The sequence below is a fragment of the Paenibacillus sp. PK1-4R genome, assembly GCF_030369595.1.
GTDB lineage: Bacteria > Bacillota > Bacilli > Paenibacillales > Paenibacillaceae > Paenibacillus.
Genome location: NZ_CP126535.1, coordinates 1268899 through 1292105 on the forward strand (window position 1 = coordinate 1268899; position 23207 = coordinate 1292105).

Annotated in this window: 19 protein-coding genes; 14 read left to right on the top strand and 5 right to left on the bottom strand. The window is 46.3% G+C overall.

The features are described from left to right. Positions 1–207: 207 nt before the first annotated feature. From QNO02_RS05240 to QNO02_RS05255, 4 genes are all read left to right on the top strand, one after another. A complete protein-coding gene (locus tag QNO02_RS05240; protein WP_076331810.1) occupies positions 208–978 on the top strand; it encodes an amino acid ABC transporter substrate-binding protein in 771 nt (256 codons plus the stop codon). 112 nt (positions 979–1090) lie between these two features. Further along, on the top strand, positions 1091–1750 hold the full coding sequence (locus QNO02_RS05245) for an amino acid ABC transporter permease (RefSeq protein WP_076331811.1): 660 nt from the start codon (positions 1091–1093) through the stop codon (positions 1748–1750). Between the two features lie 33 nt (positions 1751–1783). Further along, positions 1784–2539 carry an amino acid ABC transporter ATP-binding protein gene (locus QNO02_RS05250; protein WP_289391326.1) on the top strand — a complete coding sequence of 252 codons (756 nt, stop codon included), beginning with the start codon at positions 1784–1786 and terminating at the stop codon, positions 2537–2539. A gap of 564 nt (positions 2540–3103) precedes the next feature. Beyond that, positions 3104–3445, top strand: a complete 342-nt coding sequence (locus tag QNO02_RS05255; RefSeq protein ID WP_133386591.1) for a DUF4190 domain-containing protein — start codon at positions 3104–3106, stop codon at positions 3443–3445. A gap of 129 nt (positions 3446–3574) precedes the next feature. On the opposite strand, the gene QNO02_RS05260 is transcribed toward QNO02_RS05255, so the two are convergent. Together QNO02_RS05260 and QNO02_RS05265 are read right to left on the bottom strand one after the other, a co-directional pair. Beyond that, entirely contained in the window at positions 3575–5761 is a 2187-nt protein-coding gene (locus QNO02_RS05260; protein ID WP_289392682.1) for a YhgE/Pip family protein, read from the bottom strand. A 77-nt stretch (positions 5762–5838) separates the two neighbouring features. Further along, the gene (locus QNO02_RS05265; protein ID WP_062837398.1) at positions 5839–6417 is read right to left on the bottom strand and encodes a TetR/AcrR family transcriptional regulator; all 579 of its coding nucleotides are present in this window, start codon (positions 6415–6417) and stop codon (positions 5839–5841) included. 306 nt (positions 6418–6723) lie between these two features. Here QNO02_RS05265 and QNO02_RS05270 point away from each other — a divergent pair, with 306 nt between their 5' ends. Both QNO02_RS05270 and QNO02_RS05275 read left to right on the top strand, forming a co-directional pair. Continuing rightward, a complete protein-coding gene (locus QNO02_RS05270; RefSeq protein WP_105600908.1) occupies positions 6724–7086 on the top strand; it encodes a hypothetical protein in 363 nt (120 codons plus the stop codon). Between the two features lie 94 nt (positions 7087–7180). Next, on the top strand, positions 7181–7696 hold the full coding sequence (locus QNO02_RS05275; protein ID WP_289391328.1) for a hypothetical protein: 516 nt from the start codon (positions 7181–7183) through the stop codon (positions 7694–7696). Between the two features lie 120 nt (positions 7697–7816). Here QNO02_RS05275 and QNO02_RS05280 read toward each other — a convergent pair whose 3' ends face one another. After that, positions 7817–9553 (bottom strand): methyl-accepting chemotaxis protein, encoded by a 1737-nt coding sequence (locus QNO02_RS05280; RefSeq protein WP_289392684.1) that lies wholly within the window; start codon positions 9551–9553, stop codon positions 7817–7819. A 465-nt stretch (positions 9554–10018) separates the two neighbouring features. Between QNO02_RS05280 and QNO02_RS05285 the strand changes: the two genes are divergently transcribed. The 3 genes from QNO02_RS05285 (at position 10019) to QNO02_RS05295 (ending at position 14895) form a co-directional block, all read left to right on the top strand. Then, positions 10019–12019 carry a CotH kinase family protein gene (locus QNO02_RS05285; RefSeq protein WP_289391329.1) on the top strand — a complete coding sequence of 667 codons (2001 nt, stop codon included), beginning with the start codon at positions 10019–10021 and terminating at the stop codon, positions 12017–12019. Between the two features lie 507 nt (positions 12020–12526). Then, a complete protein-coding gene (locus tag QNO02_RS05290; RefSeq protein WP_289391330.1) occupies positions 12527–14215 on the top strand; it encodes a methyl-accepting chemotaxis protein in 1689 nt (562 codons plus the stop codon). A 35-nt stretch (positions 14216–14250) separates the two neighbouring features. Then, complete coding sequence (locus QNO02_RS05295) at positions 14251–14895, top strand: Vat family streptogramin A O-acetyltransferase (RefSeq protein WP_289391331.1); 645 nt, start codon at positions 14251–14253, stop codon at positions 14893–14895. Positions 14896–15227: 332 nt separating this feature from the next. Here QNO02_RS05295 and QNO02_RS05300 read toward each other — a convergent pair whose 3' ends face one another. After that, positions 15228–15500 carry an HU family DNA-binding protein gene (locus tag QNO02_RS05300; protein ID WP_036606368.1) on the bottom strand — a complete coding sequence of 91 codons (273 nt, stop codon included), beginning with the start codon at positions 15498–15500 and terminating at the stop codon, positions 15228–15230. A gap of 99 nt (positions 15501–15599) precedes the next feature. Continuing rightward, the gene (locus QNO02_RS05305) at positions 15600–15800 is read right to left on the bottom strand and encodes a cold-shock protein (protein ID WP_017690333.1); all 201 of its coding nucleotides are present in this window, start codon (positions 15798–15800) and stop codon (positions 15600–15602) included. 168 nt (positions 15801–15968) lie between these two features. Between QNO02_RS05305 and QNO02_RS05310 the strand changes: the two genes are divergently transcribed. From QNO02_RS05310 to QNO02_RS05330, 5 genes are all read left to right on the top strand, one after another. Further along, complete coding sequence (locus tag QNO02_RS05310) at positions 15969–16871, top strand: tyrosine-type recombinase/integrase (RefSeq protein WP_289391332.1); 903 nt, start codon at positions 15969–15971, stop codon at positions 16869–16871. A 339-nt stretch (positions 16872–17210) separates the two neighbouring features. Next, on the top strand, positions 17211–18944 hold the full coding sequence (locus tag QNO02_RS05315) for a response regulator (protein ID WP_289391333.1): 1734 nt from the start codon (positions 17211–17213) through the stop codon (positions 18942–18944). A gap of 26 nt (positions 18945–18970) precedes the next feature. Beyond that, positions 18971–20758, top strand: a complete 1788-nt coding sequence (locus QNO02_RS05320; protein WP_289391334.1) for a sensor histidine kinase family protein — start codon at positions 18971–18973, stop codon at positions 20756–20758. Next, positions 20745–21923: a substrate-binding domain-containing protein gene (locus QNO02_RS05325; RefSeq protein ID WP_289391335.1), complete on the top strand. Its 1179-nt coding sequence runs from the start codon at positions 20745–20747 to the stop codon at positions 21921–21923. Before QNO02_RS05320 ends, QNO02_RS05325 begins: the two co-directional genes overlap by 14 nt. Before the next feature lie 161 nt (positions 21924–22084). Continuing rightward, the gene (locus tag QNO02_RS05330; protein WP_036672480.1) at positions 22085–23146 is read left to right on the top strand and encodes a galactose ABC transporter substrate-binding protein; all 1062 of its coding nucleotides are present in this window, start codon (positions 22085–22087) and stop codon (positions 23144–23146) included. Positions 23147–23207: the final 61 nt, after the last annotated feature.

Consider the following 23207-nt stretch of genomic DNA (forward strand, 5'->3'; position numbering starts at 1 on the left):
GGATTTCCAATATGCGAGAAGCTGGTAGAACCGGCACAAGTGAAAGAGGTTTTTTCACAGATTGTTGACAATTAAGCTGCATGAAATAGAAGGAAATAGGCAAGAGACTCGACTCTTCTCCCATGCTATGTTATTATAAATCTCTGATAACGTGGTAACGAACTAAAGCGTTTGGGTTTTGGTTATAGACATGGAGGGGTTCGAGAGATGAGAAAAAAAGCGATTCTACTATTATTCATTAGTATATGTGTATTGATTGTGGCTGGTTGTTCCGGTTCCGCAAGCAAAGACGATAACACGATTGTTGTAGGAATTGATGACAAGTTTGCTCCAATGGGTTTCCGGGACGAGCAGAACGAAATTGTTGGTTTTGATATTGATTACGCAAGAGCTGCAGCGGAGAAAATGGGTAAAGAAATCACATTCCAGCCAATCGACTGGTCTTCCAAAGAGTCAGAGCTGAACAGTGGCCGGATCGACATGATCTGGAACGGGTACACCATTACAGATGAGCGCAAAGAGAAAGTGCTCTTCACGAAGCCGTATCTGGAAAACAGTCAAGTTGCTATTACCTTGGCAGACTCACCAATTACCAAGCTGGATGAACTCGATGGCAAAAATGTGGGATTGCAGGCGCTGTCCTCCGCGGCAGATGCATTGGCAGCAAGTCCGCTTAAGGATAAAGTCAAAGCTTCCGAATTTAAGGATAACGTGCTTGCACTGACGGATCTGAAGACAAAACGTCTGGATGCGGTCATCATTGATGAAGTGGTAGCGAGATACTACATGTCCAAAGAAGAGGGAACATTCAAACTGATGGATGAATCTCTTGCACCGGAACAATATGGCATTGGTATCAAAAAAGGCAATGAAGAGCTTCTGAATCAGCTGCAAAAAGCGCTGGATGAGTTGAATGCAGATGGAACAGCGGCTAAAATCTCCACTCAATGGTTGGGTGAAGATAAGGTTCTGAAATAGGCAGGTTATACACCTGATATATAGTTAGAAACAAAACGGACCCCGTATTCCACGCTGGAGTGATTCATGCCCCAGAGGAATGCGGGGTTAACAGATTAGAGGAGACAAAATAATGAGTTGGGATTATCTATCGACCATTTTAAAACCGATGTTAGAGGGTGCACAGACCACCATTTTCATGTTCTTGCTGGCGATCGTGTTATCCGTACCGCTTGGATTTGCGGTCACACTTGCGATGAGAAGCCAAATTAAACCACTGGCATGGATTGCCCATACGTATGTATATGTGATGCGAGGAACACCGCTACTGCTCCAAATTCTATTCTTCTGCTTCGGTTTACCGTTGCTTCCGGTGATTGGAGAGTATCTGGTGTTTGATCGTTTTGTTGCAGCGGGGATTGCGTTCATCCTAAACTATGCGGCGTACTTCGCTGAAATCTTCAGGGGCGGACTGCTTTCCATTGATAAAGGGCAACATGAGGCAGCGAAGGTACTTGGGTTAACAAAGTGGCAAACGATGACTAAAGTCATTATTCCTCAGATGATTCGTGTAGTATTGCCCGCAACGGCCAATGAGTCCATTACGCTCATCAAGGATACGGCACTGCTCTATGCCGTGGCTGTACCTGAGCTGTTGTATTACGCCCAAGCGGCGGTAAATCGCGACATACAGCTGTTACCTTTCTTCGTGGCGGCGGTTATGTATCTGCTCATGACACTTGTACTCACCGTGCTGTTCAAGGCACTTGAGAAGCGATTTTCATTTGAATAAATTAAATCTGATCAATCAAAGGACTGTCTGCATATGACACATATAATAGAAGTAAATCAGTTGAGAAAATCATTCGGTACACTTGATGTGCTGAAGCAGGTATCCTTCAACGTGGAACCAGGCGAAGTAATTGCCGTGATCGGGCCTTCGGGTTCGGGGAAAAGTACGATGCTGCGCAGTCTGATTCATCTGGAGGACATTTCGGGTGGAACGATTCGCATTCAGGATCAGACGTTGGTTGATAATGGCCGTTACGCGGGTGCCGCGGATATTCGCAAGATGACGGATCGTATGGGTATGGTATTCCAACATTTCAACTTGTTCCCGCATCTGACCGTACAGGCTAATCTGGAACTGGCACCAAAGACGTTGAAAAAAGAAAGCTTGGCAATCATCCGGCAGCGCAGTCTGGAATTACTCGGCAAAGTAGGTCTGTCGGACAAGGCCGATGCCTATCCAGCCAATCTGTCCGGTGGACAGAAACAGCGTGTTGCCATCGCTCGCGCACTGATGATGCAGCCGGACATTCTCCTGTTCGATGAGCCGACGTCGGCGCTCGATCCAGAGCTGACTGGGGAAGTGCTGCGTGTCATCAAACAACTTGCACAGGAAAACATGACGATGATGATTGTCACGCATGAGATGGGCTTCGCCCGTGACGTTGCGGATCGTGTATTTTTCATGGATAACGGTGAGATCGCAGAGGCGGGGCCTCCAGAACAGATCTTCGGCAATCCAAAGCTTGCACGTACTCGGACGTTTTTGCAGCGGGTGGAAGTGGAAGGATAGAAGGCATTCCAAATCTAAGAAATGTCAAAAGAACGCAATCCTATGAGTAATAAGGGATTGCGTTCTTTTTTTTGAAAGTAATAGCTTATGTCCACAGGTATATGTTCCAGATCATCAATACCAGGGTCAACACGATATAAGTTACTACATTCCAACGTGTTCGAATTCGATAAGTGGTGTAACTCATGATTCCAAACAAAACAATACTAAAACATAATACCGCTACATTATTTTGATAAAAAGCAATAAGTAGAAGCATCACAATCATAAGTATGTTCATTACTTTATCGATTTTCATCTGAGTAATCCCCCAAAGATATTCAGAAAAGTATTACGACTATAATAATATCTATATGTTAGAGGTATTCTTGATTTATATCATCACACGGATAAACGGTTCTTAAATTCATATCCTTGAAGTACAATCTATAAGCGTATGGAAGTGTCCAGAGATGATGGGAATAAAATAAATCTAATAGTAATTCATTATTAACACAATATGGATATTATTTTTCCTATTAATCAATTATAATGAACATACTTAAAGAACAGGGAGGATTTACCTTGGAACATCGCGAAAATGATGTGGATCGTTATTTTAATGACACATTGCCACCACCGCCTTATGTAGTACCAAAGACCAATAGTAAGTCGATTGTATCACTAGTTTTGGGGATTCTGTCCGTCACGATTCCTTACGTGGGTATTGTAATCGGCATCGTCGCGATTATATTTGCATCTTTGGCCTTCAAAGAGATCAGAGTTCGCATGGAGCAAGGCAGAGGATTAGCCATTGCTGGACTTGTTTGTGGAATCATCGGTACAGCGATGTATGTATTACTTATTTTGCTCGTGCTATTGTTTAGTTTCGCTATCTCAAGTTCTGAAATTTACTCTACATACTAGAAATATGAAGTTAGCAAACTTAGATTGTATCTTAAACTAAAAAAAGCAAAGGCGTACCTTAGCCGACACCCCTTGTTGTCCAGAAGAGGGTGGAGCTTAGGTACACGCCTTTGCTTTTTATTTTACTTTTTATAGGTCAAGTACGACCTCACCGCTAACGTCCTCAACCTCACGGGTGCGATGCACCATGAAATACGTTAAGGTTCCTCCAAGCCCAATCACAGCAAAGATGCACAGAATCCCGATCTGATCCCAAGCTACGCCGAACTGTCCACTTGAGATGACTGCTTTATAACCCGTTACCGAATAGGTCATAGGCAGCCATGGATTAAACACTTTCAGCCAATTTGGAATTAGTTCGAGCGGGAAGGTGCCCGCGCTGGTAGTAAGCTGGAAGATCAGCATCAGAATCGCGAGGAAACGACCCGGATTCTCCAGCCAAGTTACCAGTGCCTGAATGATGTACATGAAGCTTAGACTGGTAACAAAGCTGAACAAGAGGAACAATGGAACGCTCTGAACATTCAGACCTAAACCGTACAAGACCAGCCATGAAGCAAGCAGGGACTGTACAGCACTCATGAGCGTGAAGGACAGCGTTTTACTCACAAAACGATTCCAGCCACTTGCCTCACTAACTGTGCTGCCGCGTGTTGGCACTACCAATGTGGCAATCAATGCCCCGACAAACAGCCCGAGTGACAGGAAGTATGGCGAGAATCCTGTACCATAGTTAGGTACCTCATTATATTTATGTTCATCGACTTGAACAGGCTCTGCATACATGGTTACCAGTTCATCGGTCTTCTTCACACTACCCGTCTGCTCAGCCGCTTCATTCAGCTTGGTGGCAAGTTCGCCAGAGCCGTCCATTAGCTTAAGCGTACCTTCTTTTAATTGACCGGCGCCGTCATCGAGCTTATGTGAGCCATCTGCCAGGGTTGAGATTCCTTCTGTAAGCTGGCTTACACCTGCAACCAGCTTGCCTGCACCAGCATTCAATTGAGCTGAACCATCCGCAAGTTTGGCTCCTCCAGCGGCTGCTTCGGATAATTTGGAATTGAATTGTTTCAGCCCTGTTGCAAGCTTTTCTTGTCCGGCGGACAACTGCGTAGCTCCTTGTACCAGTTGTTGTTCACCCTGTACCAACTGACTGCTGCCTTGATGTAGTTGCTGTTGTGTAGCATACAGGTGTTGGCTGCCAGCGACTAATTGCTGTCCACCCTGATACACTCGTTCGCTGCCGGCGGCTACGGCCTGACTGGCTGCCAGTAGCTGCTTCACAGCAGGACTTGCGGCCAGTTCCGGACTGGCTTCAGCTAATTGGGCAAGCCCTTGCGCAACTGCTTTGGCACCCTCGCTAACTTTGCCACTGCCCTCAACAGAACTTTGCAGCCCAGCAGTCAGCTGAGCACTGCCTTCCTCGGAAGCCGCCAGTCCTGCATCCAGCTTAGCCGCGCCTTCTTGAGCGGACTGAATCCCTGCCTGTAACTGTTTGCTACCTGTTTCAGCCTGGGTTGCACCGTTACCAAGCTTCATGCCTGCTGCCGCCAATTGGGACAATCCATCGGACAGGGTACTCGCGCCAGTATGAAGATCATCTGTGCCTTGGGCGAGAGTGGACGTACCTTCTTTTAATGTAACTACTCCCGTTTCGAGCTTGTCGGTGCCAGCTACCAGTTTAGACAGGTTCTCTTTTAATGTAGCAGCACCCTCATCCAGCTTGATCGCACCATCATGAATCTGACCTGCGCCATCCCCGGCATCCGCCAAACCGCCAGAGATTTTTTCGACCTGATCCAATAGCGTTTCCGTATACGATTCTGTGACTTTGGCAGCGACTTTGGAGCGAATTTGTTTGACCGCCGTGCCGCCAATCTGACCTGCGAGGAAGTTGTATCCTTCATTGGGCTCATAGATCAGGTCTGCCGGCTCAGGGTGCTCATCCATCAGGGTTGTTGCTTTAGTGGAAAAGTCCTCCGGAATCACAATCGTCATATAATACGTGTTGGCTTGCATACCTTGTTCTGCTTGTTCACGAGTCACGAATTGCCAGTCGAAATCGTCACTTTTTTTCAATTCATCGACCAGATTCTGACCGACCTCGAGTGATTTGTCATTGTAGACTGCGCCCTGATCCGTGTTGACCACGGCAACAGGTAATTCATTCATTTTGCCATAGGGGTCCCAGAATGCGTTCAGGAACAGGCCACTATACAGCACCGGAATGAACAGTACAACGAGAATTGGAATAAATACTTTTGGTTTCTTAAAGGCGGACTTCAGATCCTGCCCAAATACGTGGAATGATTTCATCATGTTCTCTCCCTATCCTTACGCTAATCCGTTTGTTCTATCTCTATTATGTGTTGAATCTAGCGGCATGCCTTTCTCTAGGTGGGGGATAAGCCATTCTTGAGAAAGAGGCCCACAAAATCCTTGATCTGATCCTTATGCAGCGTAGGATGTGCTTTGTTCCAATCCGAGGTTAAGGTGACATACAGCTTCAACAGGACAAAAGAAACCAGCTTGGGATCATCTCTGCGAATCTGCTCTAATTCCATGGCACGGCTCACCTGACGCTCCAGATATTCAAGAATGGCTGTCTCCACTTTTTGCAGACCTTCCTTGGCCTGCGGCGTACCGAACTCGTTGACCTCCTGAAAGAGCTTGATCAAAAGCTCATGTTCCTCCCGATACTCTAGCAAAGAATCCATACTCATATGCACGTTATCCAGAAAGGAATTCTCTTCCTTCACGGTCTGCTCTGTAATCTGTCTCATATCCGCAATGATCGAGCGCAGAATCTCGCTGAACAGTTCTTCTTTATTTTCGAAAAAAGTATAGATTGTTCCCTTGCCCACATTGGCAAGTCTCGCTACCTGCTCCATCGTTGTGGCCTTGTAGCCAAACAGGGCAAAGGATTTCTCGGCAGAATCCATCACCTGTTGCCTTCGATCTATCGTTTTCATCGCATCTACACCTCCTTGTAGGCTGAAAGGCAATGGGTAAGGTAAGTTATCTAATGACCAACTTACTATTTTGGTCATTTGGTCGTTAACAAATGTAGCACTTGAACAGGGAAGATGGATGTGATCTTTGTCATAATGTGGGCTGGGGGATGAAAACAATAAATGAGTAGAGGAAAGTACGGATGAGGAGTTGCTATAATATGGAAAAGTGCTATATATATCAGTTATAGAGTTGAATAGCTATAATAGCAAAGGGTGGCGAAGAAACAGTAAATATTAAAATACAGCAAAGAATGAGGAGTACGTATGGAACACGTTTTATGGACGATCTATCTTGGATTGCTTGGCACAGCATCACTCTCGTATCTTATTAAAGGAAAGTATAAGTCTAAACTTAGCAAAATCGATTTTGTCGTATCCGTTATTACATGGATAGGGTTGCTAGGATATGTAACGGAAACGGCTATTTTAAATCCTTCTTTGTGGAAATTTATTACTGTGACAGCTCTGTTATGGGATGTATTATTCGCAATGCTTTTAAAGGATAACGAAGGGGAAGAGATTTTGGATGGATTACCAATTATGACGAGGAGAGTTTGGATGTTGATAACATTAGTTATTTCGATTGGACCTCTATACTATGGGCTGTTTAGATATGCTTTCTCTTAAGTGGAGAACTTCTTATATATTTTATTAACAATGTAACTTAATGGTACAATTCGCTAAGAGTCAGATTATATATTAGAGTGAGAGGAGGTCTACTTTGAAATATTTCTCCTACCTCCTGATGATGTGTCTTGTCCTAATGGGTTGTTCCGATTCATCATTGGAAAGCAACGATACAGCACCAGACCGAATTCAAAGAGAAGGACAGACGATGACGGCAACCAGGCAATTGGGTGAATATGAACTCCGATTAAGTGTCCAACAATTTGGTGATCACGACTTCACTTTTAAACCGGGGATAAGGTATAGGGGACAAGATGCCAACCACGAGATTTTCCATTCGAAACAGTTTTTCGATATTGATCTTCAAATGGATGGAAAGACGCTTCTCCCGCCGAGGTCAAGTACCAGTGAAGAATTGGTAACTAAATTAACGAAAGATAACTGGTATTCGGAAGAAGTTGAAATAACCCTTACGCCAGAACAGGTTCAACAATTATCGAATGGTGAGGTCAATGTTGTACTAAATGTTGGTTTTCGATCCGAACAATCAGGGTACAATGACGAGAAAAAGATGATTATACATGCAGAAGAAATACTGTCTGTTAAATGATACCGGGAAGGTATAGAACCTACCCGGGTAACAACAAAAAAACCAAGGCTTCGAGTTAGTCACTCATAAGCCTTGGTTTTTTTACTGTGTCTTATTCTTGCTAGCTGTTTCGTATTACTTCTATTCTGCTCGTACTTTAAAGAATGAGATCAGTTCTTGCAGTTGCTCGGATACAACCGAGAGCTCATCGGAGGCACTCACAATGGCAGCCATGGAGGCTTCCTGCTCTTCGATTGACTGCTCAATTTGTTTACTGCTGCTTGCTGCCTTGCTGACATTGGCAGACAGTTCATCGGCCGTGGCAGACATTTCCTGTGTGCTTGCCGAGATTTCTTCAGTAGAACTGGAGATATCCTGAATCTGGTTTGCAACTTTATTCGTAGCAGTCAGAATATTCTCGAAGAATACGCCAGTCTCTTGGGTAACTTCCAAGCCTTTGGTGACTTCCATGGAACCCAACTGCATCGCCTCGGAAGACTGCATGATATCCCGCTGAATTTCTTCAATCAACTGTCGAATTTGCTTCGCTGATTCCTGGGATTGCTCTGCCAGGTTACGTACCTCGCCTGCAACCACCGCAAAACCTCTTCCTTCTTCACCTGCGCGGGCTGCCTCGATTGAAGCGTTGAGTGCCAGCAAGTTGGTTTGTCCGGCAATCTCCGTGATCAGATTAACAATGTTGCTAATCTGGTTCGAGTTGTTTTCCAAAGACTGAATCGAGTTTGACGTATTTCGCACGGCACCGGAGATCAGGCGCATCTGCTCAATGACTTGTTGCATCACCACATTACCCGTGCTGGAGCGCTGCTCCATGCTGAGTGCTTCATCCGCTACATCGGCTGAACTGCTGGCGATTGTCTGCACTACCGTTGACATCTCTGTCATGGCACGTGCGTTCTCCACAGTGGCTTTGTCTTGTGACACCAGTCCAGTAGATATTTCACGAATATTGGTGCTGATGGATTGAATGTTCACATTATTTTTCTCGGAAATGCCCAGTAGTTGTTTGGAGGATTCCGAGAGGTGATGCGAAGTATTCTGTACTTTATAGATGGTTGTATTGAATCGATGGATCATCGCATTAAACTTCTCGTTGATGATACCCAGATCATCTCGCCCGGTATCGATGGTTACGTCCAGATTACCCGTGCTGACTTCTTCGATTCCTTTCATCAGATTGCGGATCGGAAGCAACGTTCTTTTCAGCAAAATGAATTGCAACACCATGAACAGGATCAGGAAACCGATCAGGAACATCAAACCGTACGTGAGTAGTTCGTTCAGTCCTTTTGGAACCGCGCTTGCATCGACATCGAAGTAAAGAGCAGCGTACATGGAGCCATCTGCGTTATTAATTGGATAGATCAGAGTGGTCCAAGTTCCGTATTCATCCGTGTAGAAATCACTGAAGGCAGGCTTTCCGTCCTTTTTCATCTGTTCCAGCACTACAACGTTATTCTGAGGCAGCGGGTACATGGCACCTGCGGGCAGATTACCTTCCTCGAATGGTTCCAACAGGTTCGTTGGAATCGCGATGATGGACGTTCCGTTTCCTTGCTCAAGTTCTGAACCAAAAATGTACGCTTGCGCAATGTTTGGATAGAACTCATGGATGGAATCGAGATAAGCTTTCATTTCCAGCTGTACAGGACCGGAGTAGCTTTTTTCCTTAGCCGCTTCTGCCACTTTGGCAGTGTCGAGATCATCGTACCATTTCTGGGTGATGACGGTAGCCTGATCGTGCAACTGTTCAACCAGAATGTTTTTTTGCAGCTGGTAAGCCGCAGTAATCAGGATAATACCAATCAAGGTGATGCTACCAAACGAGATCACCAAATTTTTAATGAAGAAAGGCATGGTACTCCAGCGAAGCTTAGTTAACAAGATTGTTCACTCCTTCTACGATTGTGACGAAGGACTTATCCTGGTGTTGTACACGCTATGTAATTGTTAACTTGAAAACTGTGAAATCGTCCCTAAATAACCTATCTGAGCAAATTCTTTTTTGTTTCTAAAAGTTTTTCATAATGAGTTTTGCTATTCACGTATATGAACTCCAGGTAAGTTCTACTCTTCAGATATATCGTTATAAAGGCATATTAATGTTAGATATTTGCAAAAAAATAGGACTTATGAACCGGTTCTAAGGTTATATTTGCGCTTTTTTCATTATATTTCTTGTATATCCATGAAAATTTCATAGTGATACATACTATTTATTTTTATGGTTTATCGCGTTTAAGATTCACTAAAGGTTCATCCCCTAACATGTTTACATAAGCCACAGTTGCTTAACAGAAACCAAGAAGGAGGATTCAACACTTGAATATTTTATTACGAAAAGCTGCAGTAACGGCATTATCCGTGACCATGGTAACGTCATCTTTTGGGCTGATCGGAAGTCCGAATGCAGCATATGCTGCAGAAAGTACAGCGACAACCACGAGTGCAGGCGTGACGCAAGCTTATGAATCGTTGTTCCAGACGGATAACGTCATTGATGTGAATGTAACGATTGATGATGCAGACTGGAAGAGCATGCTCGAAAGTCCGCTCGATAAGGATTATAAGAATGTTAGTGTGGAAGTGGACGGCAACAAGCTGGACAACGTCGGTTTCTCCACCAAGGGCAATCTGACCCTGAAAGCCGTAGCCTCAATGGAAGATTCGGACCGTTACAGCTTCAGACTGAAGTTTGATAAATACGACAAAACACAAACGCTGCTTGGACTGGACAAAATGGTACTGAACAACAACTACGCCGATCCGTCGTATATGCGTGAAGTTCTTCACTATGAAGCACTGCGGAGTATTGGCATGGATGTACCAATGACGAACTATGTTAATCTGTACGTTAACGGCGAGCTGGTTGGTTTCTATACTGGCGTTGAAGCAGTGGATGATAGCTATCTGGAGCGCAATTACGGTGAGGATTACGAAGAAGGCGTCCTCTATGATACGGATGAGAAGAGTTATCTTCAATATGAAGAGGGCAGTGACTACAGTACAATCACCAAAGACTTGGGTACGGATAAGGACAAAGCCAAACTCAAAACCTTCATCCAAACGTTGAACGAGATGCCAGAAGGTGAAAAAGGCGATATTGAAAATGTACTGGACGTAGATTCAGCACTTCAATATATTGCAGGCAACATGGTTTTTGGCAACTATGACAGCTATAACGGCGACAAAGGACACAACTACATGCTCTACAGTGATGCCGATGGCAAGTTCACCGTTGTTCCTTGGGACTTTAACATGTCCTTCAACGGGTACTCGGGTGGAGGCGGACGTGGCACAACAACCGGATCAACCACGACCAACACCAACGCAACAAACGTATCTGTGGACGAGCCCGTACTGGGCATTAGCATGGAAAATGTACCGATGATTAATAACCTGCTTGCTGTACCGGAGTATAAGGAAAAATATTTGAGCTACGTCAATGAACTGACGGACTATATGGAAGGCATTCAGGATCGTATTACTGGCCTTGCCAATGAGATTCGTCCTTATGTAGAAGCAGATCCTACGAAATTCTATACGACAGAACAGTTTGAATCCAACATTGCTTATTCTGCAAATGCAGATGCAGCAGGTGGTATGGGCGGTACACCACCAGAAGGATTTGAGGGAATGACACCACCTGAGGGTATGGAAGGCATGACGCCGCCTGAAGGTTTTGAAGGAATGACTCCTCCAGATGGAACAACACCTCCGACTCAGCCGGGTGCCGCAACTGGAAACGGTACAACAGATGCAACAACGGGTACAGATAATACGCAGACACGCCCTAGTGGTAACTTTGGCGGTGGGGGCGGAGGCATGGGCTCCATGGCAGCCGGATCACTGACGACATTTGCACTGAACCGTCTTGCGAACCTGCAAGAGCAACTCGGACGTGAAGTAACACCGCTGCCTGAGACTTCGGAAGAGACCGGTTCGAATACCTCATCCGGAACAGACGAAAAAACCATTACCGTAACACTCGATGGTAAATCGATCACATTCCCGGATCAGGACCCGCTGCAGCAAAGTGGCCGAGTGATGGTGCCTGTGAACGCAATTCTCGAAGCTTTGGGTGCAGAAGTGACTTGGGACAAAACGGCGAAGACGGTAACAGCCGTTCTGAATGACCAGACCCTTATGCTCAAGATTGGAAGCAGCACGGCAACCGTAAATGGGGAAAAACTCGAAATTGATGCACCAGCGATCATTCAAAACAGTCGCACACTCGTGCCCGTTCGCTTCATCTCGGAAGGACTGGGACTTACCGTGGACTGGGATCAAACCGCTGCAAAAGTAAGCCTTACATCCAAATAAGAAATATCTCCAGTAGAACAACGTTGTTGTATGGAGAATAAGAAAAGGGATTCGATGGTCAGATCGAATCCCTTTTTGTTCTGCTTTTCAGGTTAGACGGAGCGAACATCCAGTAAAATCCGTCTTGGCTGTAACGCCATACTGCGCTGCTTTTTCGGCAGAAGGCAGTTGAGTTAACGATACCAGTTTGCCCCCAGGCACTTAAATATGTGGTTGGCAACATAAATGAGCGGAAATATTTTTAGTACTACCTTCTATATGAATTTAGACATATCCAATTTCTCTTTCTACATTGTTTAAATTTCCAGACAGCAGATCATTCTCACATAATTACGGAGAAAGAGGAAAAACTTTGATTTTTAATTTCGATTACTGTGATAAATGTCACTGAAATATTATAAATATTGCGAACACTCCTACCGATAAGACTATAGTGATATTCGAAACGGAATCGAAATTGGCTTGGATATCCCCACAATTACATAGGGAAAAGGGTGGCTCACACACATGCGAAGCATGAGCATCGGTACCAAAATCAGTTTGATCGTTATCAGTATATTTATCGTCTTCTCTTCAGCCGTGGCGGTAAGTGTAATCCTGGAGATGAAGCAGGGGATCACGACATTTGCTACAGAGAAGGCAAAGCGAGATTTGGAGATGGCGAATCGTATCATTACATATAAGCATCCAGGAGATTGGGCCATTAAGGATGGACAATTATTCAAGGGAGATACCGCGCTGGAAGGCAACTTCGAACTGGTGGATGAGATTGGACAAGCATCCGGGGACACGGTAACGATCTTCCGAGGTGACGAACGTGTTGCTACGAATGTTATGGCGGACGGGGAGCGCGCTGTCGGCACGAAGGTATCGGCAGAGGTCGCTCAGACCGTTTTGCAGCAAGGGGAAAAATATTTCGGTGAAGCCGTGGTTGTAGGTCAGAAATATCAGACGGCCTATGAACCAATTAAGAACGCGTCCGGAGAGATTATCGGGATTTTCTATGTAGGGGCTTCTCAATCGTTAATTGATGTGATTATCTCTTCGTTCCTCAAGACGTTCCTGATCGTATTCCTGCTCGCGATGTTGGTCGCGATTACCCTGATCCTGTTGTACGTTCGCAGGGTGAGAGTGAGGATCGAACGGGTATCCGTGGCGATTAAGCGTGCGGGTACGGGCGATTTCACACAGCCAGTTGTGGACAACGTCCAAGACGAGATTGGCATGCTGGGAACGGGATACAATGAGATGAGAAGTAATCTGCAGGTCATCATTCAGGGTGGCCTTCAGGCTGCGGAGAAAGCAGAGCATTCGACCGGGCTGCTACTGAAGATTGCGGACCAAACGGCCAAAGAATCCGCGCAGATTGCATCCTCTGTTGAACAAGTGGCACAGGGAGCCGATAGTCAGACGATCAGTACAGAAGAAAATCTGCAGGCCATGGAAGAAGTGGCTATAGGTGTACAACGTATGGCGGACAAGGCCTCCAGCATCTCGGACGCTGCTTTGTATTCACGTAAACAGGCAGAAACCGGAGGTGAAGCGGTGCAACTTACCGTTCAGCAGATGTCTACGATTGAATCTTCCGTTACCACAACGGATGAAGTCATTCGTATGCTGGAAGGGAAGTCGGCACAGATTAGTCAGATGGTTTCCACCATTCATGAGATTGCAAATCAAACGAATCTGCTCGCCCTCAATGCATCCATTGAAGCGGCAAGAGCAGGGGAGCATGGCAGAGGATTTGCCGTGGTATCTACCGAGGTTCGTAAACTGGCTGAACAAGCTGGAGAATCTTCAGATCGTATTGAAGAACTCGTCGAAGCCATGGAGCAAGATATGCAGCAATCGTTATCGGCCATGTCGAGAGTGAAGGACGAAGTGCAAGAAGGACTGCGCTTGACCCGGGAAACGGAACAAAACTTCAGCCTGATCCGGGATACAAACCTGCGTATTGCTACAGAGATTGAGGACATGGCTGCGACGAGTGAAGAGATGTCCGCAGGCGTTGAACAGATCGTAGCTTCTGTGCATGAGATCGCTCGCCATGCGCAGACGGCCAGTACCAATTCACAGCAGGCTGCCAGATCTGTTCATGAACAGCTCCAGTCGGTAGAGCAGATCAAGGCATCTGCGGCTATTTTGTCCGATGTGTCGACAGAGCTCCAGACCTCACTTAGTCCGTTTAAGATTTAATATCTGTTACAATAGGGAAAAGGAGGGACTACGATATGGCCCCTGATAAAACAAAACTTTTCCCGAATGAGAATATCCGTACGGTATGTTACATTCAAAACCTGCCGCCGCGTTCCAACGTGGACATTGGTGATTATACGTATTATAGCGATAACACAAATCCGCCAGAGCAATTCTATGACCGGATACAGCATCATTATGACTTTATTGGTGATCGCCTGGTCATTGGCAAGTTCTGTGCAATTGCGGAAGGTGTGACATTCATTATGAATGGCGCGAATCATCGGATGGAGGGCATGACCACATATCCGTTCAACATTTTTGGTGGAGGATGGGAGCGTGTGACACCTACACTGGAACAACTTCCATATAAGGGTGACACGGTACTGGGGAACGATGTATGGCTTGGACAAAATGTGACGATCATGCCTGGTATCACGATTGGAGACGGGGCAATCGTTGCCTCCAATTCAACCGTTGTTAAGGACATTGAACCCTATACGATTGTTGGTGGTAATCCAGCCAAGACTGTTAAAAAGCGTTTTGACAAAGAGACGATTGCACTGCTGCTGGAATTGAAGTGGTGGGATCAGGATGAGGAATGGCTGGATACACATTTGGAACGTCTTGTCTCTACATATGATCTACAGATCTTGCGCGAACTTCTGAACAACGAATAGGATGGTTGTGCATTGTGCATAGAAGACAAAAAAAAGCTGGTTCCTGAAGGAGCCGGCTTCCAAGCAAATCAGGCCCTGGACCGTTTTGAGCGGATCAGGGCCTCTTGTTGTCCAAGATGAAATGTTAATTTAGCGGGTGGGTGGTCGTAGGTTGCAATCAGACTGTACTGATGGGGGTTTTAAATGAGTATGAGCTTCTGCGTGATCCGGGTTTGTCTGTTTGCCTGAATAAAAGTTAATGATATCATCAACGGTAGTAAACACGACATTTAAATCCATATTATCATTGTGTGTTTGAATAAAAACCTCTTTTCAATAAGTTGTTACGTGGTTTAATTTAAAGCTTCTTTCATGCTTAAGCCTGCTGTGAATACAGGAACTTTACCTGCAGGTAATTGAATTTCTTTGCCTGTTTTCCGGCTTCTTCCCGTTCTTGCCTCACGTTTCTGTACTTCAAATTTCCCAAATCCAACCAGTTGAACTTCTTTACCTTCTTTGAGAGCTTCGAGAATTGAGTCCAATACAACGGTTACAGCCTTTTCAGCATTCTTCTTGGAGAAACCGCCAGCCTTGGCTACTTCTGTGATCAATTGTTCTTTATCCATGGGGAATACCTCGCTTTCATTCTTGGGATGTGGAAACTTTGCTGTGACACATATGAGTAAATAAAAAGCTGCCTTATTAATAAGGCAGCTTTCATATAATTAAAGTTTAGTAACGTTCTCAGCTTGTGGTCCACGGTTACCTTGAGTTACTTCAAATTGAACGCGTTGACCTTCGTCCAAAGATTTGTAACCTTCACCTTGAATTGCACTGAAATGAACGAATACGTCTGTTCCTTCTTCAGTTTCGATAAAGCCGAATCCTTTATCCGCGTTGAACCATTTCACTGTACCTGTTTGCATGTGATTCCTCCAAAAAATAAGTTTTTAGCCGATCATTATGACGAGTATAATTTAAAATTGACACTCACCTGGTGCATTTAAACCACGAACTTGATGTCCGCTAATGTATCGATTAATATTATAATACCATGTCCGCTAATATAAGTCAAGATTTGGAGGTATTTTCTAATGAATCAGTCATCAGGCATATCGGTGCAGCGGGAACCGACGATAGAAGAATTCATTCATATGCTTACCAATGAGGATGAATTGCATCCCAAAACCGTGAAGGAATATGCAAGTGATCTGAAGCACTTTATCGAATGGTACAAGGAAAGCACCATGCTTAGCGAAGAAATGACATTGCGAATCGAAGATGTAGATACATCCACTTTAGTCAACTATCGCGAAGATGCACACAAAGTTATGTTATTGAAGCCAGCCACCATTAACCGAAGGTTGATTACGCTGAAGCGTTTTTTCAAATGGGCTGTCTTGGAATCCAGGCTCAGTCATGACCCTTCCAAACCATTAAAATTCATTCCGGAAGACAAAGTCAGTCCACGCCGAATGACATCCGAAGAAGAGCAGGCATTCCTCGCGGCAGTGGAGAACGGTGATTCCCTTCGTGATCAGACCATCCTGACCCTTATGTTTCACACAGGCTTGCGAACGATGGAGGTATGCAACCTCAAGCCTCATGATATCGAACTAGGTAAACGAAGCGGTCACCTGACAGTTAGAGCCGATAAACGCAACGTGCAACGTCTGATCCCTTTGAATATGCAGTGTGTTGTCATGTTGAATCAGTATTTATCTGATCTTGCTACCGATACTGCTTACCTTTTTCCTTCAGAGAAGACAAACGATCGTTTAACGGAGAGAGCATTGCGCCACCTGATTAAAAAAGTAATGATAGCAGCAGGGCTGGAAGGACTGAGTTCACACGACCTGCGTCACCGTTTTGGCTACGCCATGGCTGAGCATACGCCACTGCACCGATTGGCGGAGATGATGGGACACACCAATCCAGATACCACAATGATTTATTTTAAAGCATTAAGTTCGAATCATCGTAAAGAACAAGAATGATGACTCTGAATTATATTCAGAATCAAAACACCTCTTATTAGAAGCACTTCGAAATTTCCCGTGTTTGTATTACTTTAACCTACGCTTAGCATTCATATACTATCCTACACATTTCACTTAGGCAGTGCCCGACAGGGTTGCCTTACCTCCAATAAAGAAAGCGATTACATATCCCTGATAATATTGTATATTATGATGGCAACCTTGGAACAGATCAACATGATCCCTTTGCATTTTGCTTTAATTCGGTGGGCAATAAGAAATCAAATGATTCACAATGCTACATATATTATGCGTTGCTAGGGCATAAGGCTCGTCATAAAAGGGAGGAATCCAATCGTGTACCGGGTACTGCTGGTGGATGATGAAGAAGATGTGCGTGAAGGACTTGTTGTAGAGGTCGATTGGGAAGCGCTCGATCTGCGGATTGTCGGTTTGGCTGAGAATGGGCGGGAAGCATTGGAGATGGCGGAGCGGGTAGAGCCGGATATTGTGGTGACGGATATCAGCATGCCATTCATGAATGGTCTGGAACTCGCGCAAAGATTGAGGAAGCGTAATCCACTCGTGAAGGTGGTCATTTTGACTGGATATGATGAATTTGATTATGCGAGGCAAGCCATCTCGTTAAGTGTGGATGAATATCTGTTGAAGCCGTTCTCGGCAGGGCACCTCACCGAATTGCTCACAAGACTGCGCGCCCAGATGGCAGCTGAAGTAGCCGAGCGTGAAGATGTACAGCAGCTGCGTGAGCACTATCATACCAGTTTGCCTTTATTACAGGCAGATCTGATGGCGACCTTGCTCCATCGGCAGAAATCTTCGACATATATTCATAGTAAAGCCAAACAATGCGGATTGGATCTGACAGGAGAACGTTATGGTGTGTCCGTATTGACACTGCATATGGAAGGAGATGTGCAGCAGGAGAAACCTGAGGGAGTATTCAACGAGCTATCACAGCGACATAATCAAACTACATCTGAGGTAGCGGATCAGTCTGAGATATTCGTTCCCGGAGTCTCCTTGCGTCAATCTGAGGATGCTGAACTGAAACGCTTTGCTGCACTTAACATTGCGGCAGAAGTCTGGGCGGAGCATGGGGCTGGTCATGCCTTTATGCATCAGGAGACGATTGTCCTGCTCTATGTGGATCGTTCGGGCAGTACAGATGGAGCGAAGCGGCAACAGAAGGCATTGGAAAATGTGATGCGCAGCATCAACCACTATTTACGTATCCCGGCTACGGTGGGATCTGGTCAGATTGTCGATACACTTGCGGATGTGAATCATGCCTATGAAGATGCCCTGCTGGCATTGGATTATCGGCTTGTGCCCGGGACGGATTCAATCATATACATCGCGGACGTGGAGCGACAGACAGCGGGCAAACTGCGGTTCGACGAGTTGAAGCAGCAGACACTAACACGTTGTCTGAAGGCTGGTACGCAGGCAGAGCTGGAGGAAGCACTTGCGATCATTTTCCGGGAAATTACCGTGGAGCACGGGCGAAGTGATATTCAGCTTTATTTAATTGAAGTATTAACAACGGTATGGAAGGCAGCACAGGCATCAGGGGAAGAAATGGAAGACATCTTTGGTGCAGGGTTCCAGTTGTATGCGGATTTGTTCCGACTGCCGGGTCTTACTGAGGCACAGAAGAAGGTACGGGAGGTCTGTCTACTCGTACAACATCGCATTGCCAGCGGTCGCCAGCATGTATACAAGGATATTGTTGAGCAGGCATTAGTCTTCACCAAAGAGCATTATGCCGACCCGGACCTGTCCATTCAGAAGGTGTGCGGACATCTGCATATCAGCTCCGGTTATTTTTGTGGCATTTTCAAAAAAGAAGTGCAACTTACCTTCCTGCAGTACCTGATGCAGATCCGGATGGAGGCAGCGCGTGAACTGCTTCGCTCGACAGAGCTGAAGTCATTTGAGATTGCGGAGCAGGTTGGCTTTGCTGAACCCAATTACTTCAGTTTTTGTTTCAAAAAACATATTGGCGTCTCGCCCAAAGAATATCGTAAACAGGCTTCTCAGACGGCAAGTGAAGGTTCGATCCGATGAAGTTCTTTTCGAGATGGGTGAAGTCCATGGGACCTCAATTACGCTCCCGGCTGCGTTCGTCCAGAGTCAGCAGTATCCGATTTATTATTACGTGGTCCTTTTCCGTTTTCATCGTCTTGGTGCTGACCATCATGGCGATGCTTCTGCATGACAAGTTCACGCAGGCTGCCGAGCGAAGTGCGGAACTGACGACGAGACAGATTGTGGATCAGGTCAGTTATAACCTGGAGGATTACGTCCGCAGTATGTCGCATCTGTACCGTGCCATTGAGGAACACATGCTGCGTGACGGGACATGGGAAGGGGAACTGGTGGACAAACAGCTCGACACACTGCTCAGCAGTCGTGAAGATATCATCTCGATTACTCTGCTTGATTCCACGGGGAAATTGCTTAAGAACCGACCTACAGCCGAATTAAAACCGAGTGCCCATGTGACACAACAAGGGTGGTTTCAGTCTGCACTTCGTGTGCCGGATCATCTGAGTTTCTCGTTACCTCATATTCAGAACATGTACACAGGCCCATATAAATGGGTCGTTTCCATGAGCAAAGGCATAACGATAAGGCAGAATGGTCAGGATCGGCAGGTTATTTTGCTGGTCGATATCAATTTCAAACAGATGGATGAACTGAGCCGTCGGGTCAGTCTGGGGCAACGAGGATACGTGTATATCATCGATGAGAGTGCGGGCAATATCGTTTACCATCCGCAGCAACAATTGATGTATATGGGGCTCAAAAGCGAGAATATCGAACAGGCTTTGGTCGCTTCCGGCAGTTACGAAGATGAAGCAGATGGACAGAAAAGGCTGAATACCGTGAAGTCCGTTGCCAATATCGGGTGGAAAATCGTCGGTGTTGCCTATCTGGATGAGATTATGACAACGCGTCAGGAAGTGAACGGATATCTCATTCGTGTATTGGTCGTTGTTCTGGTACTGGTCATTCTCGTATCCCTGTTTCTTTCCTCCAGTCTGACTCGCCCCATCCGGCGAATGGAACGGAAGATGAAGGCGGTGGAGCGCGGGGATTTTAACGTGGAGTTGCCTACTACTGGGCCGCTGGAAGTGGAACGTTTATCCCGTCGCTTCAACCTGATGGTCAATAAAATCCGAACCCTGATGGATGAGATCATCCACGAACAGGAACAGAAGCGGCGTCTGGAACTGGGAGCCTTGCAGGCCCAGATTAATCCACATTTTCTATACAATACGCTGAATTCCGTGGTGCGCATGGTAGGCATGAGCCGCAATGAGGAAGTGATCACGATGATCACGTCTCTCTCTCGCCTTTTCCGCATCAGTCTCAGTCAAGGTAAAACGATTATCACGATCAGGGAAGAGCTGGAGCATGCGCAGCATTATTTGACGATCCAGCAGATGAGGTTCAAGCGCAAATTCAACTTTACCATCCATGCAGATGATACGCTCCTGGAATGCCTTACATTAAAGCTGGTGCTGCAACCCCTGATTGAGAACGCCATTGTTCATGGTATCGAGTACCACATGGACGAAGGAAGTATTGAGGTCGATGTTTATCGTGAGGACAACAAGCTGGTATTTCGCATTACAGATAATGGGGTCGGCATGACGGAAGAACAGATGTCGGGATTACTAAGTGGTCGTCCTGTGGTCAAAAGCGGTGCAGGCTCCGGCGTAGCGGTGCGCAACGTCCATGACCGAATGCGACTCTATTATGGGGAGGGGTTCGGACTTGAATTTGCAAGTGAGCTGGAAGAAGGCACCACCGTCTGGATTCGGATCCCCATTCAATCGCAGCAGAAGGAGGGCGAGCCTAATGGCATACAATAAGGAGAATAGGAGCGATATCCACAGCCACAGAGTTGTAGGGGCATACATTCGTACGTTTTGGAAAAAGGTTGCTGCGAGCTTCCCTGGAATCCGGAAACGTCGGTTAGTAACCCTGACAGTTGCAAACTGCTGTCTGCTCATATGCTGCGCCTGTGGCTTATCGAATCCCGATGCTACGGCAGTAACGCCACGTATCGCGCTGATTACGCCAGCTGGAACAGGGGAACTTGCAGAAGCCATCCGGCTTGGTGCCGAAGCGGCTGCCAAAGAGAGTGGAGCGGAACTGATGACCGTGGAGGCATACCCTTCCGAGGGTCATATGTACACACCTGCCATTCCTGACTCCGTGGGTAGTCAGTTACAGGTTAAGCAGGCCAAAGTGGGACGTGGAACGTTGTCTCGCAGTGTACGCGAGCAGGCTCAGGTGGAGGCCGCCGCATTGGCTCTGAAGCAGGGAGCATCAGCTCTATTGGTTGATCCCCTGAGTGAGAGGGCACTTAGTGATATCATTCAGGAGGCACAGACAAGGAATTCCGATGGAACCATCGTTCCTGTCATTGTGCTTAACGATGAATTTCCTGTGAAAGGCATCACCAGCATCATCTCCATGGATAATATTGAGGCCGGGAGACAGGCGGGTCAGGCCATGGCGGAGCTCCTGGAAGGGAAAGGGCATGTAGCCCTATTGGGTCCAGACCCCGTCAATTCCGGCCTGATTCAGAGAGAGCAGGGGGTTATGGAAGTTCTGGTACAGTATCCTGACATCCAAGTGGAACCCAAATCAATATGTAATACACGGGATGGATGTTGGCAGACTGCGAAGCAATTGCTGGACCAGCAGGAGGTGGATGGTTTTATCACGCTTCAGGAACCGGCTTCACTGGGAGCAGCCGATGAACTGAATCGACGTAAAACTGCGGACAAAGTAAGGATTGTTGGATTCGGCAGTGAACAACAGCAACTGGAGCAATTGCAGGAAGGGGTCTTTGATCATCTCATCGTCCAGAATGGATACAGTGCAGGTTATCTGGGATTGAATCAAGCTGTTGCGCGTCTGAACCATCAACAGGTGCAGGCGAGAGTGTTACTTGAGACAAAGCTGGTTAGTACAGATAATATGTTCTGGATGGATAACCAGAAGCTGTTGTTTCCTTTTGTACAATGAACGAATGTTGGAATGAAGCTGAATGAAGAAATTAAAGTGTTTGTTAACTTGAGGAAGATTTCGATAGAACAGGTGAAGATATTGTATTCGAATTTAATGTAAACCCTTTCATAATAAAGACATCGGTGAAGCCGAATGAACTTGGGGGAGGTCATTAGGATATGAAGAAAACATGGATGACACTGTTGATTACGGCATGTATGGTTGTGGCGGCAGGGTGTAGCAGCGGCGGAGACAGTGCGGGTGGAAGTACGGGAACAGATACAGGAGGCCAGACAGCAGCCGGTACGGAAACGCCCAAGATTGGTGTTGCTATCTACAAATTCGATGATACATTCATGACGGGTGTACGTAATGCGATGACCGCAGCAGCGGAAGGTATTGCAACCCTGGATATCGTGGATAGCCAGAATGCACAGCCAACCCAGAACGAGAAAGTGGATCTGTTTGTGTCCAAGAAATACAATGCAATGGCCGTGAATCCGGTGGATCGGACGGCGGCAGGGGTCATCATTGACAAGGCCAAGGCAGCGAACATTCCAGTGGTATTCCTCAACCGTGAGCCAGTGGCGGAAGATATGAACAAGTGGGATAAGGTGTACTACGTAGGAGCAAAAGCGGAGGAGTCCGGTACGATCTCCGGACAACTGATTGTGGATTACTGGAAAGCACATCCGGAAGCGGACAAAAACGGCGATGGTAAACTGCAATACGTCATGCTGAAAGGGGAACCGGGTCACCAGGATGCAGAACTTCGGACCAAATATTCGGTTCAGGCGATCCAGGATGCCGGTATCGAAGTGGAGGCACTGGCGGAAGACACGGCGATGTGGGACCGCGTGAAGGGTCAGGAGAAAATGCAGGCGTTCCTGGCTTCCCATGGCGACAAGATTGAAGCCGTTCTTGCGAACAATGATGACATGGCCTTGGGAGCCATTGAGGCATTGAAAGCAGCCGGATACTTCAAGGATGGCAAATCAATGCCAGTTGTAGGTGTAGATGCAACAGCGCCAGCCATTCAGGCTCTACAGGATGGCACGATGCTGGGCACGGTGCTGAATGATGCCAAGAATCAGGGTGCAGCCACGGTGGCACTGGCTTCCGTACTTGCCAAAGGTGAGACACCAACAAAGGAAAATACCAAATACGACATTACAGATGGTAAATACGTCTGGATCGCATACAAAAAGATTACAAAAGACAACATTGCCGACGCCCAATAACAGCACGAGACAGGGACGTCCGACATTCGGGTAGCGTCCCTTTTTTTGCCGGTCATATGGA